Genomic DNA, 13,752 nt, shown 5'->3' on the forward strand with positions numbered 1-13,752 from the left:
CACCCCCGGGTGTGAGAGGCCCCCAGCCAGACCACTGGGTTGATAGGCCGGATGTGGAAGCGAGGACTAACGACTCGTGAAGCTGACCGGTACTAATAGGCCGATAACTTACACCACACACCCCCTTCGTGAACGGATTCAAAAGACGTTCACACCATGAAGAGGGTACAAAGAAACAAGACTGCCCGCGTCCACTATGTGGTTCCCGAACAACAAACCCGTCACACGGCTCGTTGCAGGGAACAAAACCACAACACAATAACAACACCACACATGTTGTAACCACAGATTTCCCACCCCCGCGCCCAGGCGCGGCAAGGTACGGGAGCAAGGGTTACGGCGGTCACAGCGTGGGGGAAACGCCCGGTCCCATCCCGAACCCGGAAGCTAAGACCCACAGCGCCGATGGTACTGCACCCGGGAGGGTGTGGGAGAGTAGGTCACCGCCNTAGAGCGCCCCGGAGCGCAGAACCGACTATGCCATGTGCAATTCGTGTGCGATGGTGCCTTAGGCGTTTGAGTAGATTCTTACCGGTGCGCCTTGCCCGATGAATACCAGGCTCGGTTAGTATTTGGTGTGGCTTGCTGACAGCGGGCTCTGGTGGAACCAAAACGTCCACTGTTCGATCTGGGGGAGTGGATTAGTGAAAATTCCAAGAGTGGTTGCTTTCGTGGCAATCTTAACAGCGGCGACGGCGCTGTCCATTGTGCCGGCTTATGCAGAAGACCAGCCCATGGCCACCCCATCGATAGTTGCAAGCCTCCAACCATCCCCCGTCGCCGGCCAAAAGGTTCCGCCGTCGCCCACGCCCTCTGTTTCTTCCTCACCGTCGTCGCCCTCCTCACCCGCTACGACGGGTCCGACGGGTCCGACTGGTCCGGCCACGTCGCCGTCAGTGACACCTTCGCAGCCGCCTGCACCCGGGTCAGATGGCGCGTTCGCCGCCAGGGAACTACCCCCGGGTGCTGCCGCTTTAGGTGCCGGAGAGGCAGCCATTCAGGCTCATTGGATATCGCTGGGCGGTGCTGCCGGTTCGCTGGGTTCCGTGGCCTCAACCGTTTCCTGCGAGCTACGGGAGAGCGGATGCGTTCAGCGCTTCGAACGTGGCGCCATTCATTGGTCCGCGAAGACCGGACCCCACGCTACGACGGCGGCCATTGCTGCCCGATGGGCAACCTTGAACTGGGAGTCCGGGCGGCTGGGATACCCCGTCAGCGACGAGAGATGCGGCCTGAAAAATGGGGGTTGTGTCCAGCGTTTCGAAGGCGGGGCTGTTCACTGGTCCCCGTCCAGCGGCGCACATGCAACGTTAGCGGCCATTGCTGCCCGATGGGCAACCTTGAACTGGGAGTCCGGGCGACTGGGATACCCCGTCAGCGACGAGAGATGCGGCCTGAAGAATGACGGCTGCGTCCAACGCTTCGAAGGCGGCGTCGTCTACTGGTCTCCCTTTGGCGGCGCCCAACCGATGTGGGGTGCCATCCTCGGCAGCTATGGCGCCCGATCATGGGAGTCCGGATCACTGGGCTATCCGATTGCCGCCGAATCCTGCCCCGGATCCAGTACGTGTTCACAGGAGTTTCAGTACGGCCGTTTCACCTGGACAGAGGGCATGGGCGTTAAATACCACCTGCGGTCAGCAGGCTACTGCGAGTCTTTGAACCGAAAGGCTGTCCGATACCTGGGTGCAGGCCCGGCGCGGGTATCGTTCGCTATTGCCGAAGGCTACCCTGCTACCCCTGTCACGTTTACCACTTGCGTACGGGTCAACGGCCTGTACCAGGTCGAGTGGGCGGTCCCAGGCTATGCCGGGGAGAGCGGATTTGCCCGACCTGGGGTCGCGTCAGGTCCCACTATCAACAAGTTTTCGCCCACCGGCTCTTTCTCGGTGACTGAAGCATTTGGCTTGGGAAATCCTGGAACCGCGCTTTCCTACCTTCAACTTAACCCGTATTCACGTTGGGGCGGCCGATTGAACTCGAACTACAACAAGTACTTCGAATCCAGTGCTGACATCTTTCCGGACGAGAACATGTGGTATTACGCCACGCGTCCGTCCCATGATTACCGTCAGGGCGTAGTAATCAACTACAACCGCCCCCCGGACTCGACAATCCAAATGAATGCAGGCTTTGCGATTTTCCTACATGCTAATCGGGTCCCCACCTGGGGTTGCATCTCCCTCAATGAAGCAGACGTCGTGCGGTTCCAGCGGACAGCGGTTCCCGGCGACCGGATCATCATGGGAGTTGGAGAAGATGTTTTCAATTAGGGCAACGGGGCTTGCGAGCCTTGGAATCATCCTAGTGGTCGGACTGTCAGCATGCAGCGGGCCGTCTCCATCCCCTAACATCGGGGATTTAACGCCGTCTGGATCTGCGACTACGGCAGGTCCCGCCACGTCGGCTTCCACTACTGCGCGGGACGGATCTTCGCTAATTCCTACAAGCGAAGTCGGGGCGTGTTCGCTCCTGAGTGTCGAGCAGATTGAAGAGACTCTGGGTGACGCGGCGCGGGAGATCCAGACCGGTGAGGTGTCTGGGACGGTGGGTCCTACAGGAATCAGGCACGAAAACTGCATCTACCCGCTTGACACAACTGGGACCACCACTCACGCTGTCGTGTTAGAAATCGTCACCTATCCGGACGAGGCAAGCCGAGCCAATGCTGACCCCTGGGAGTCCATGATGTCCCCCACCGTGGTTACGGGCCTGCCGGGGGACGCCCGTTTTGCCATCAACCGGCTCAGTCAATCAACGGAGTACGTTCTGGCTGTGGCCGAGGGAATACGAGTCTGGAGATTCCTGGTGTCCCAGCCCAGGGAGGTTGCGACGTGGGATGCTCCTCAAGGACTGTCGGTGCTGAGGAAATTGGCAGAGACGGCCAAACTCTAGCCCGCCGGACTCGACTACAATAGAGGCTGGCCTCGAGGCTGCCCATCCAGCACGGATTCGTCCTCGCCAGGCAAGACGCAACTAGAGTAGTTCGGCTGCCAGCGTGCCAGTCGGGGGCTCGCAACAGGAGGAATCCAGCATGGCTGAGCACAACGACCGCAACCGCGGCGGCAACGACCGCGGCAACTTCGGCGGCGGACGCAGTTCCGGTGGCGGAGGGTTCCGCGGGTCCAGCAATTCAGGCGGCGACCCCCGCGGCTTCCGTGCCAGGGAGGACCGGGGCTCGGAAGGAACCCGTTCTTCGTCCGCGGACCGGGATCGCAAGCCGTTCGGCGACCGTGCTCCGCGTGAGGGTGACCGTAAGCCGTTCAGTGGCGGCGGGGATCGTAAGCCGCCGTATGCCGGTGGCGGCGATCGTGACCGTAAGCCTCCCTACAGTGGCGGCGGGGACCGGGACCGTAAGCCGTTTGGTGATCGTGCTCCGCGTGAGGGTGACCGTAAGCCGCCGTATGCCGGTGGTGGCGATCGTGACCGTAAGCCTCCCTACAGTGGCGGCGGGGACCGGGACCGTAAGCCGTTTGGTGATCGTGCTCCGCGTGAGGGTGACCGCAAGCCGTTCAGCGGCGGCGGGGATCGTAAGCCTCCCTACGGCGGCGGCGATCGGGATCGTAAGCCCTTTGGTGATCGTGCTCCACGTGAGGGTGGCGGTGAGCGCCGTAGCTTCAGCGGTGGCGACCGCGACCGCAAGCCGTCTTACAGCGGCGGGGACAACCGTAAGCCGTTCGGCAGCCGTGATGATCGTCCGGCGCGCAGTTTTGATCGCGGAGACTCGGGACCCCGCCAGTTCGGCCGCGACCGCGCCGAAGATCGCCCCGTTCGCGTACCCAACGCCCGGGATCTCCGCAGCGCCAACCGCCCCGACCGTGAGCGTTCACCGCAGATCGACGACGACGTCACGGGCAAGGAGCTCGACCGCGCGACGCAGCACCAGATCAAGACCCTCGAGGAAAACAGCGCGGAGTGGGTTGCCCGCCACCTGGTCATGGCCGGGCGACTGATTGACGACGAACCCGAACTGGCCTTCCAGCATGCCCTCGCGGCCAGCCGCCGTGGCGGACGCCTCGCAGCAGTCCGCGAAGCAGTCGGGCTGACGGCCTATGCCGCCGGACACTATGGCGAGGCGCTGCGCGAATTCCGCACCTACCGGCGGATCAGCGGCTCCAACATGCACCTTCCCGTCATGGCAGACTGCGAGCGTGGTCTCGGACGCCCGGACCGCGCCCTGGACATGGCGCGCTCCGAAGAAGCCAAGGATCTCGACGCACCGGGTAAGGCAGAACTCGCCATCGTGGCTGCCGGCGCCCGGACCGATCTCGGTCAGCTCGACGCCGCTGTCTCCGAGCTGGAGATCGTCCAGCTGGACATCAACCGCGCGTTCTCCTACAGCCCCCGGCTCTTCCGCGCCTACGCCGACGCCCTGACCGCAATTGGACGCACGGCCGAAGCCGAGAAGTGGCAGCGCCAGGCCGGCGTCGCCGAAAACGCTCTTGGCGTCGACGTCTCGGACGACCCGGACATCATCGACCTCGGTTGGGACGAGGAAGAGGAAGCCCGCGAGGAACTGCAGCGGCGCCGGCTCCTGGCCGAACAGTCCGCCGAACAGTCAGCCCGGCAGACCGCCGCGGCGGCCGATGAGCAGGCCCCCCGTGCCGCCACCGCGGAAGCCGTTGCCGGCCTCCCGGAAACGGCCGCAGCCGAGGAAGGAACCAACGCGCTCGAGGAAGGGTCCGACGACGTCGAATCCGACTTCTGGGAGTCCGACGACGCCGAGTCAGACGAAGACTCCGTGGAGAAGGACGCCCTTGACCGCTCCGAGGTACTGGCCGGTGCCGACTCCGGCGAGTCCGGCCATGGCAATTCCGACGAGGACTCCCACAACGACGAGGACTCCCACAACGACGCGGACTCCGGGCAGCCGGAACGCGCCGAGGACTAAGCGCAGATGGCCGGAACGGAGCTGATCTCGGCGTTCGATGCACTGCTCGCTGACCTCGACGGCGTGGTCTACGCAGGACCCCACGCCATTCCCGGGGCCGTGGAGTCGCTGCGCCGGCTCGCCGGCATCGGCGTCGGACTGGGCTACGTCACCAACAACGCGTCCCGGACGCCCGCGCAGGTTGCCCAGCACCTGCGCGGGCTCGGGGCGCCGGCCGAGGAGCATCAGGTGGTCAGCTCCCCGCAGGCCGCCGGGGAACTGCTCGCCTCGATGCTGCCCGCGGGCTCCCGCGTGTTGATCACCGGCGGCGAAGCCCTGGCCCGGGAGATTGAACTCGCCGGGCTTGTGCCGGTGCGCAGCGAGGCGGAGAAACCTGTCGCCGTTGTGCAGGGCTTCCACCCCGACCTCGGCTGGAAAGACCTCGCCGAAGCGTCTTACGTTGTCGCCGGAGGCGCCCTCTGGGTGGCCACCAACACGGACATGTCCATTCCCCAGGCCCGCGGCATCGCCCCCGGCAACGGCACGCTCGTCGCCGCCGTGGCCGCGGCAACCGGCCGGCGTCCGCTTGTTGCCGGCAAGCCGGAGGCGCCGCTGTTCCATGCTGCCGCCAAGCGGCTGGCCGCCGACCGGCCGCTCGTGGTCGGCGACCGCGTGGACACCGATATCCTCGGCGGCAACAATGCCGGCTTCGCCACGGTGGCCGTACTGACCGGCGTCGACACTAGGGAATCCATCCTCGCTGCCCGAACGCTGGAACGGCCGGACTACCTCATCAACGACCTCACAGACCTCTACCGGCCTTACCCGGCGGTGGAGCACGACGCCGGACGGTACCGCTGCGGCGCCGCCGTCGCCGTCGTGCACGGACGCACCGTGCGCATCAGCGGTGATCCCGCCGACCTCGATTCCTGGCGGGCCGCCTGCGCGGCCTGGTGGGCCGCCAACCCGGAGACCGCCACCGCCCTTGCACCGGTCCTCCAGTGGCTGGATCACTAGAATGGCTGGATCATTGGACTGGAAGCATGACTGAGCTGACTCCTGCGCCGCGCCCCGGGACGAACCCTGAGCGGCGTCCCGCACGCAAATCGGACCCGGTTACGCCGGAAGAACCGCTGGAGGACGCGGGAGAACTCAGGCCCGGCTGGCCGCCGCTTCCGGCCGGAGTAACAGCCCGGGACCCCACGGTCGACGCCCTGCTGGAACGGCTTGGCGGACTGCCCGGGCAGCCGGTAGCCGTCCACGGTGAGGTCTACGCACGCCTGCACGACGACTTGATGGAAGCCCTGAACGACGACGTCACCGGACCCAACGCAGCGGGGGAATCTTAGAATGAGCAGGCTCGACCAGGCCCTCGTCAGCCGAGGCCTCGCGAGGTCCCGGACCCATGCCGCACGCCTCATCGCCGAAGGGAAAGTCAGTTCCGGCGGCGATGTGCTCGCCAAGGCCTCCCTCCAGGTCCAGGAAGAAACCCTTCTGGACGTCGCGGCCGCAGAGGAGGACAACTACGTCAGCCGCGCCGGACACAAGCTGGCCGGCGCGCTGGACGCCTTTTCTGCCGTCCAGGTTGAAGGCAAGCGGTGCCTCGACGCCGGTGCCTCCACGGGCGGGTTCACCGAGGTGCTGCTCCGGCGCGGCGCGGACCACGTCGTGGCGGTCGACGTCGGGCACGATCAGTTGGTCCCGCAGATCCGGGACGACCCGCGCGTCTCTGTCCATGAGGGCCTCAATGTCCGCTACATGACGCCCGAGGAGATCGGCGGACGGGCATCGCTGACTGTCGCGGATCTGTCCTTCATCTCCCTGACCCTGGTGCTCGCGAGCCTCGCGGCCTGCACCGATCCGGGCGGCGACCTGGTCCTGATGGTCAAGCCGCAGTTCGAGATCGGCAAGGACCGGCTGGGCCGCACCGGCGTCGTCACCTCGGAGTGGGAGCGCCGTCTGGCGGTGGGGAAGGTCGCGGCGGAAGCCATGGACACGGGGCTGGAATTGATGGGTCTCGCCGGTAGCCCCTTGCCCGGCCAGGACGGAAACGTGGAGTACTTCCTGTGGATAAAGCGCGGGATTGGCACAGACCTGCCTAAGATCGAGGAGCGGGACGCAGCCGTTGCTGCGTTACTCGGAACGATCTGGCCCAAGTACTAGAAGCACTAGAAAGCGGAACCCGATGAGCAGGCGTGTCCTCATCCTTGCCCACACAGGCCGCGAGGAATCCCTCAAGGCTGCCTGGGAGGCCTGCGCCCAGCTCCACGCCTCCGGCATTGTGCCGGTGATGCAGAAGTCCGAGCTCGGCGACATGGTCCGGTTCTTCGGGCGTCTCGACCAGCCGGTCGAAGTCCTGCATGACCATGTGAAGCTGCCCGACGTCGAACTGGTTATGGTGCTCGGCGGCGACGGTACTATCCTGCGTGCGGCGGAACTGGTGCGCGAGGTCGACGTGCCGCTGCTGGGCGTCAACCTGGGCCACGTCGGGTTCCTCGCCGAGAGCGAACGGGCGGACCTGGCCCAGACCGTAGAGTGGGTCGCCCGCCGCGACTACACCGTGGAAGAGCGGATGACCATCGACGTCCAGGTCTGGGTCCGCGGCCAGAAGATCTGGCACACCTGGGCGCTGAACGAGGCCGCGATCGAAAAGGGCAACCGGGAACGGATGCTCGAGGTGGTCACGGAAGTCGACGAACGCCCCCTGACGTCCTTTGGCTGCGACGGGGTCGTCCTCGCCACCCCCACCGGCTCCACCGCCTATGCCTTCTCCGCCGGCGGCCCCGTGGTGTGGCCGGAAGTCGAGGCGCTAGTGATTGTTCCGATCAGCGCCCACGCCCTCTTCGCCAAGCCGCTGGTGGTCTCACCCCGGTCCAGGCTCGCCGTCGAGATCCTGAACCGTACCGGCGCCCAGGGCGTGCTGTGGTGCGACGGCCGCCGCTCGGTGGATCTCCCGCCGGGGGCCCGGGTGGAAGTGACCCGCTCCGCCACGCCCGTCCGGCTCGCCCGCACCCACCAGACCCCTTTCTCCGGCCGCCTGGTCCGCAAGTTCGAGCTTCCTATCCAGGGCTGGCGGGGCCCCGCGCCGCAGACTGACGCAGTCCTCACCGGGCCGGTTCCGGTGATCCGCACGCTCAGGCCGGCCACACCGCTGGTGCCCAGGCACGCCGGCACCGATCCCGCGACCGACGCCACCGATCCCACCACCGCGAAGTGACCCATGCTTGAAGAACTGAGAATCCGAGACCTCGGCGTCATCACCGACGCCACGCTGCCGCTCGGCCCGGGACTGAGCGTTGTGACCGGTGAAACCGGCGCGGGCAAGACGATGGTGGTGACCGCCGTCGGGTTGTTGCTGGGCGCGAGGTCCGACGCCGGAGCCGTGCGCAGCGGTGCGAAGAGCGCCTCCGCGGAGGCCACCGTGAAGCTCGACGCCGGGCATGCCGCCGTGGCGCGCGCCCGGGAGGCGGGGGCAGAGGTTGAGGAGTTCGACGGCGGCGCCGAACTGCTGATCGCCAGGAGTGTGGGCGCCGACGGCCGGAGCCGAGCGTACCTCGGCGGCCGTGCCGCCCCCATCGGGGTCCTCGCAGAGATCGGCGAAACCCTAGTGGTGGTTCACGGCCAGTCTGACCAGATCCGGCTCAAGAGCCCCGTAGCGCAGCGCGGCGCCCTCGACAAGTTCGCGGGGAACAGCCTCGCCGGGACCCTCGCCGCCTACCAGAAGCTTTACGGACACTGGAAGGCCATCCAGACTCAGCTGGACGAGCTCCGCAGCGCCGCCAGGGAACGCCTCCGCGAGGCCGGATCCCTTGAGGCCGCGCTCACCGAGATCGACGCCGTCGCCCCGCAGCCGGGGGAGGACGAGTCGCTCAAAGCCGAGGCCGTGAAGCTCGCCAACGTTGAGGAACTCCGGATTGCGGCCACCACGGCGCACCAGGCGCTCATCGCCGAAGACTTCGGCGAGGACGCCGACGCCACAACTCTGGTGGATGCCGCCAAGCGGACCCTGGAAAACGTCGCCGAACATGATGGGGAACTCGGAGCCGCCGCCGCCCGCCTGGCCGAGGTCGGCTTCCTGCTCAACGACATTGCCGCGGAACTCGCCAGCTACCAGGCCGCGCTCGACACCGAGGGCCCCGAGCGCCTCGCCGAGATCGAGGACCGCCGTGCCGCGCTGGCGAAGCTCGTGCGCAAGTACGCGCCGAGCATCGACGAGGTGCTGGTCTGGGCCGAGGAGTCCCGGGCGCGGTTCCTGGAACTGCAGGACGACTCCACCCGGATCGAGGCCCTCGACGCGGAAGTCACGCGCACCGAGGCGGAGCTCGGCAATCAGGCCGCCGCGGTCAGCAAGCTGCGCAGGAAGGCCGCCAAAGAGCTCTCCGCCCGCGTCAGCGCCGAACTGAAGGCTCTGGCCATGGCGGACGCCACCCTGGTCATTAACGTGGAGCCCGGCGCGCAGCTGGGCCCGTTTGGTGCGGATGAGATCACCTTCCTGCTGCAGCCGCACTCCGGCGCCCCGGCGCGCCCGCTGGGCAAAGGCGCCTCGGGAGGCGAACTGTCCCGGGTGATGCTGGCCATCGAAGTGGTGCTCGCCGCCGTCGACCCGGTCCCGACTTTTGTTTTCGACGAGGTCGACGCCGGCGTCGGCGGCCGGGCCGCCGTCGAGATCGGCCGCCGGCTGGCGATGCTCGCCCGCCATGTCCAGGTGCTCGTGGTCACGCACCTGCCACAGGTGGCGGCCTTCGCCGACCAGCACATCCGGGTCACCAAGACCTCGGTACGGGGCGCTGGCGGGGCAACCGCGACCGGCTTCACCTCCAGCGACGTCCAACTCCTCGACGAGGCAGAGCGCGTCCGGGAGCTTGCCCGCATGCTGGCCGGCCAGGAGGATTCCGAATCCGCGCAGGCGCACGCCCAGGAACTGCTGGACGACGCCAGACTCCTGCCGCAGCAGGCCTAGGCTGCTGCCGCCTCGTCCGGCGCGATATCGGCCGGGCACATCGACCCGTCAAAGGCTCAAATGATGATAGGCTCGAACTCCGTGGTGCAGCGATCAAATTCCCGTGTAAATTCCCGGTTTCCGGGCTCGTCCAAGACGACCAAACACATCTTCGTCACCGGTGGTGTGGCGTCCTCGCTCGGTAAGGGACTGACGGCTTCGAGCCTCGGCCACCTGCTGCGGGCACGCGGTTTGTCTGTAACTATGCAAAAGCTCGATCCCTATCTGAACGTGGATCCGGGCACGATGAACCCCTTCCAGCACGGCGAAGTCTTCGTGACCGATGACGGCGCCGAAACGGACCTCGACATCGGCCACTACGAGCGCTTCCTCGACGAAAACCTGGAAGGCTCGGCCAACGTCACAACCGGCCAGATCTACTCCACGGTGATCGCCAAGGAGCGCCGCGGTGAATACCTCGGCGACACCGTCCAGGTCATCCCGCACATCACCGATGAAATCAAGCGGCGCATGCGGCTTCCCGCCGAGGGCAAGCACGCCCCCGACGTGATCATCACCGAAATCGGCGGCACCGTGGGCGACATCGAGTCGCAGCCGTTCCTCGAGTCCGCCCGCCAGGTCCGCCAGGACATCGGCCGCGGAAACGTTTTCTTCCTGCACGTCTCTCTCGTGCCGTACATCGGCCCGTCGCAGGAGCTGAAAACCAAGCCGACGCAGCACTCCGTGGCCGCGTTGCGCTCCATCGGCATCCAGCCCGAGGCAATCGTGATCCGGTCGGACCGCGACGTGCCCCAGCCCATGCGGGATAAGATCGGCCGCATGTGTGACGTCGACATCGACGCCGTCATCGGCTGCCCGGATGCCCCGAGTATCTACGACATCCCGAAAACCCTGCACTCCCAGGGCTTGGATTCCTATATTGTCCGCGCCCTCGACCTGCCCTTCAAGGACGTGGACTGGACCAGCTGGGACAAGCTCCTCGACGCGGTCCACAACCCCAAGCACGAGGTTGAGATCGCTCTGGTGGGCAAGTACATCGACCTCCCGGACGCCTATCTGTCCGTGACCGAGGCACTGCGGGCGGGCGGCTTCGCCAACGACACCAAGGTCAAGATCCGCTGGGTCCCCTCGGACGAATGCGAAACCCGCGAAGGTGCCGTGCAGGCCCTGGCCGGCGTCGACGCGATCTGTGTCCCGGGCGGCTTCGGCATCCGCGGACTCGAAGGCAAGCTGGGCGCGCTGAAGTTCGCCCGCGAAACCAGGCTCCCGGTCCTGGGCCTGTGCCTTGGCCTGCAGTGCATGGTCATCGAGTACGCCCGCAACGTGGTGGGCCTGGAAGGCGCGTCGTCGAGCGAGTTCGAGCCGGACTCCAAGTACCCGGTCATCGCCACGATGGAAGAGCAGCTGGACTTCGTTGACGGCAAAGGCGACCTGGGCGGCACCATGCGCCTGGGCCTCTATGAGGCCAAGCTGGATGAGGGTTCCGTGGTCGCTGAGACGTACGGCACCACCACGGTCAGCGAACGCCACCGCCACCGCTACGAGGTCAACAACAAGTACCGCGACCAGATCGCCGCCGAGGGGCTGGTGTTCTCCGGAACGTCGCCCGACGGCAAGTTAGTGGAGTACGTGGAGCTTCCCCGCGAAGTCCACCCGTACTATGTGGCCACGCAGGCGCACCCGGAGCTGAGCTCCCGGCCCACCCGCCCGCACGCCCTCTTCATTGGCCTGGTCAAGGCTGCCCTGGGGCACCAGAAAGGCAACGGCAGCCAGAAGGCCGCCGCTGCCAACGGTGCGGCGGCGCCCGCCGGCCAGCCCTCGCCGGTAGCGTCCAAGTAACCGGTAACAGGTAACCGAATCAAAGGACGGCGCGATGCCCGGTAATTCTGAAACCCCCAGGGCTGTACGGCAAGTTTCGGATGAGCCCAGCCCGCGCCGTCTTTTGTCTTCCGAGACGGTCTACGAAGGCCGGATCTGGGATGTTGTCAGCGACCGTTTCCAGCTCAACGACGACGGCGAGCCGCTCGTCCGCGACTATATCGACCACCCCGGGGCGGTGGCCGTTCTTCCCATGAACGACGCCGGCGAGGTTCTGCTGATCAGGCAGTACCGGCACCCCGTCGGGATGGACCTCTGGGAGATCCCGGCCGGGCTGCTGGACGTCGAAGGCGAGGACTTTATCGTCGGGGCGGCACGGGAACTGGCCGAGGAAGCGGACCTCATAGCCGGGCAGTGGAACGTTCTCGCGGACTTCTTCAACTCTCCCGGATCATCCAGCGAAGCGATCCGGATCTACCTGGCCCGTGGCCTTAGCGACGTACCAGGGCACCAGCTGCACGTCCGCACCGACGAGGAAGCCGAAATCGAATTCCACTGGATCCCGCTCGACGCCGCCGTCAGCGCGGTGCTGGCGGGCCGGCTGCACAACCCGTCTGCCGTCGTCGGCGTCCTGGCCGCAGCAGCCGCCCGCGCGGACAACTTCGAAGGACTCCGCCCGGCCGATGCGCCGTGGACCGCCCACCCCGGCCGGCGCTGAGCGTGGAAACGCTGACCGCCGAACCGCCGGCGGCGGAGCAGCCGGCACCCGGACAAGCTCCTGCCGCTGTCCCCGCAAAGGCGCCTGCGCGCCCGCTGACCGCGATTGACCGTGCCATGACGGACTACCTGCAGCATATGGGGGTGGAGCGCGGGCTCGCCGTCAACACCCTTTCCGCGTACCGGCGTGACCTGGCCCGCTACGCCAGGCACCTCGCCGGGACCGGACGCCAGCAACCCGCCGAGATCACGCGGCACGACGTCACCGGCTTCGTCCAGGCCCTGTCGGACGGATCCGACGGCGGCTCGGCCCTGGGCATCCGCTCGGCTGCCAGGACGGTGGTGGCCGTGCGCGGGCTGCACAAGTTCTGGGCGCTCGAGGGTGTGACCCCCACGGACCCGGCCGGCGATGTCCACCCGCCGATGCCCGGCAAGCGGCTGCCTAAGGCCATCAGCGTCGATGAAGTCACAAGGATCCTTGAAGCGGCCGGCAGCGACACGGCCACCGGCCTGCGTGACCGTGCCCTGCTGGAGTTCCTGTATTCCACCGGTGCGCGGATTAGCGAAGCCGTGGGCCTGGATGTCGACGACATAGCCCTGCAGCCCGCCGGGCAGCCGGAACAGGCCGGACCGGCGATTGTCCGGTTGTTCGGCAAGGGCTCCAAGGAACGGCTGGTCCCGCTGGGATCGTTCGGTGCCCGCGCCCTCGACGCCTACCTGGTCCGCGGCCGGCCCCTGCTGGCAGCCAAAGGCAAGGGAACCCCTGCCCTTTTCCTGAATGCCCGCGGCGGCAGGATCAGCCGGCAGAGCGCCTGGACCATCCTCAAGGCCGCAGCCGAAAGGGCCAACATCACCAAGGACGTCTCGCCGCACACACTGCGGCACTCCTTCGCGACGCACCTGCTCGAAGGCGGGGCCGACGTCCGGGTGGTGCAGGAGCTGCTGGGCCATGCCTCCGTGACCACCACGCAGGTCTACACCCTCGTGACCGCGGACACCTTGCGCGAAATCTACGCCGCCGCCCACCCGCGCGCGCTCGGCTGAAAGATTCTCGAGCGCTTCGACGGGCTCAGTATGACGACGAACCAGTTTCGAGGCGTCGGTCAGTTCCGGCCTCACACCGCAATCCAACAAGTCTTCATCCCAACAAGTCTTCATCAAATTGTCGGTGCCTTCTGATGTGATGGGGGTATGGAAAGCAGGACAGCATGGAGTGCGGAGAGCGGGGCGGCGGTGGCGGCTGTCGCGGCGTCCGCTGCTGTGCTGGCTGCCTTCATCGGCGCCGGCGCGGGCCACGCTGATCCGTCCGGCGCCGGGGCCGGGGCCCTGCGGGAGGGCTATCCGCCCGACGCCGGTGCCCGGGCCCTGTTGGACGGCAATCCGGTGC

At 66.7% G+C, this 13,752-nt stretch carries 11 protein-coding genes and 1 rRNA gene; all 12 read left to right on the plus strand.

Features of this window, described 5'->3' with window-relative positions; translation table 11 throughout:
- Positions 1-335: 335 nt before the first annotated feature.
- A 5S ribosomal RNA gene (gene rrf / locus AC50X6_RS18395) occupies positions 336-452 on the plus strand.
- Between the two features lie 282 nt (positions 453-734).
- Positions 735-2,273, plus strand: coding sequence for a hypothetical protein (locus AC50X6_RS18400; protein WP_494967593.1), 1,539 nt, complete (start codon positions 735-737; stop codon positions 2,271-2,273).
- Positions 2,274-3,034: 761 nt separating this feature from the next.
- Positions 3,035-4,891, plus strand: coding sequence for a hypothetical protein (locus tag AC50X6_RS18405; RefSeq protein WP_494967585.1), 1,857 nt, complete (start codon positions 3,035-3,037; stop codon positions 4,889-4,891).
- A 6-nt stretch (positions 4,892-4,897) separates the two neighbouring features.
- Positions 4,898-5,887, plus strand: a complete 990-nt coding sequence (locus AC50X6_RS18410; protein ID WP_494967586.1) for an HAD-IIA family hydrolase — start codon at positions 4,898-4,900, stop codon at positions 5,885-5,887.
- A gap of 26 nt (positions 5,888-5,913) precedes the next feature.
- Positions 5,914-6,219, plus strand: a complete 306-nt coding sequence (locus AC50X6_RS18415; RefSeq protein ID WP_494967587.1) for a hypothetical protein — start codon at positions 5,914-5,916, stop codon at positions 6,217-6,219.
- 1 nt (position 6,220) lies between these two features.
- The gene (locus AC50X6_RS18420) at positions 6,221-7,033 is read left to right on the plus strand and encodes a TlyA family RNA methyltransferase (RefSeq protein ID WP_494967588.1); all 813 of its coding nucleotides are present in this window, start codon (positions 6,221-6,223) and stop codon (positions 7,031-7,033) included.
- A 22-nt stretch (positions 7,034-7,055) separates the two neighbouring features.
- Positions 7,056-8,087, plus strand: a complete 1,032-nt coding sequence (locus AC50X6_RS18425) for an NAD kinase (RefSeq protein WP_494967589.1) — start codon at positions 7,056-7,058, stop codon at positions 8,085-8,087.
- A gap of 3 nt (positions 8,088-8,090) precedes the next feature.
- Positions 8,091-9,830: a DNA repair protein RecN gene (recN, locus tag AC50X6_RS18430; RefSeq protein ID WP_494967590.1), complete on the plus strand. Its 1,740-nt coding sequence runs from the start codon at positions 8,091-8,093 to the stop codon at positions 9,828-9,830.
- Positions 9,831-9,893: 63 nt separating this feature from the next.
- Positions 9,894-11,669 (plus strand): CTP synthase, encoded by a 1,776-nt coding sequence (gene pyrG / locus AC50X6_RS18435; RefSeq protein ID WP_494967594.1) that lies wholly within the window; start codon positions 9,894-9,896, stop codon positions 11,667-11,669.
- Between the two features lie 34 nt (positions 11,670-11,703).
- Entirely contained in the window at positions 11,704-12,366 is a 663-nt protein-coding gene (locus tag AC50X6_RS18440; protein ID WP_494967591.1) for an NUDIX domain-containing protein, read from the plus strand.
- A gap of 116 nt (positions 12,367-12,482) precedes the next feature.
- Positions 12,483-13,409 (plus strand): site-specific tyrosine recombinase XerD, encoded by a 927-nt coding sequence (gene xerD, locus AC50X6_RS18445; RefSeq protein ID WP_494967595.1) that lies wholly within the window; start codon positions 12,483-12,485, stop codon positions 13,407-13,409.
- Positions 13,410-13,556: 147 nt separating this feature from the next.
- A partial coding sequence (locus AC50X6_RS18450) for a hypothetical protein (RefSeq protein WP_494967592.1) occupies positions 13,557-13,752 on the plus strand: 196 nt, incomplete at its 3' end.

The organism is Pseudarthrobacter sp. HLT1-7, assembly GCF_059383435.1.

Coding starts and splice junctions, on each gene's coding strand:
- AC50X6_RS18400 (WP_494967593.1), top strand. CDS start 735: ATGGCCACCCCATCGATAGTTGCAAGCCTCCAACCATCCCCCGTCGCC.
- AC50X6_RS18405 (WP_494967585.1), top strand. CDS start 3,035: ATGGCTGAGCACAACGACCGCAACCGCGGCGGCAACGACCGCGGCAAC.
- AC50X6_RS18410 (WP_494967586.1), top strand. CDS start 4,898: ATGGCCGGAACGGAGCTGATCTCGGCGTTCGATGCACTGCTCGCTGAC.
- AC50X6_RS18415 (WP_494967587.1), top strand. CDS start 5,914: ATGACTGAGCTGACTCCTGCGCCGCGCCCCGGGACGAACCCTGAGCGG.
- AC50X6_RS18420 (WP_494967588.1), top strand. CDS start 6,221: ATGAGCAGGCTCGACCAGGCCCTCGTCAGCCGAGGCCTCGCGAGGTCC.
- AC50X6_RS18425 (WP_494967589.1), top strand. CDS start 7,056: ATGAGCAGGCGTGTCCTCATCCTTGCCCACACAGGCCGCGAGGAATCC.
- recN (WP_494967590.1), top strand. CDS start 8,091: ATGCTTGAAGAACTGAGAATCCGAGACCTCGGCGTCATCACCGACGCC.
- pyrG (WP_494967594.1), top strand. CDS start 9,894: ATGATAGGCTCGAACTCCGTGGTGCAGCGATCAAATTCCCGTGTAAAT.
- AC50X6_RS18440 (WP_494967591.1), top strand. CDS start 11,704: ATGCCCGGTAATTCTGAAACCCCCAGGGCTGTACGGCAAGTTTCGGAT.
- xerD (WP_494967595.1), top strand. CDS start 12,483: ATGACGGACTACCTGCAGCATATGGGGGTGGAGCGCGGGCTCGCCGTC.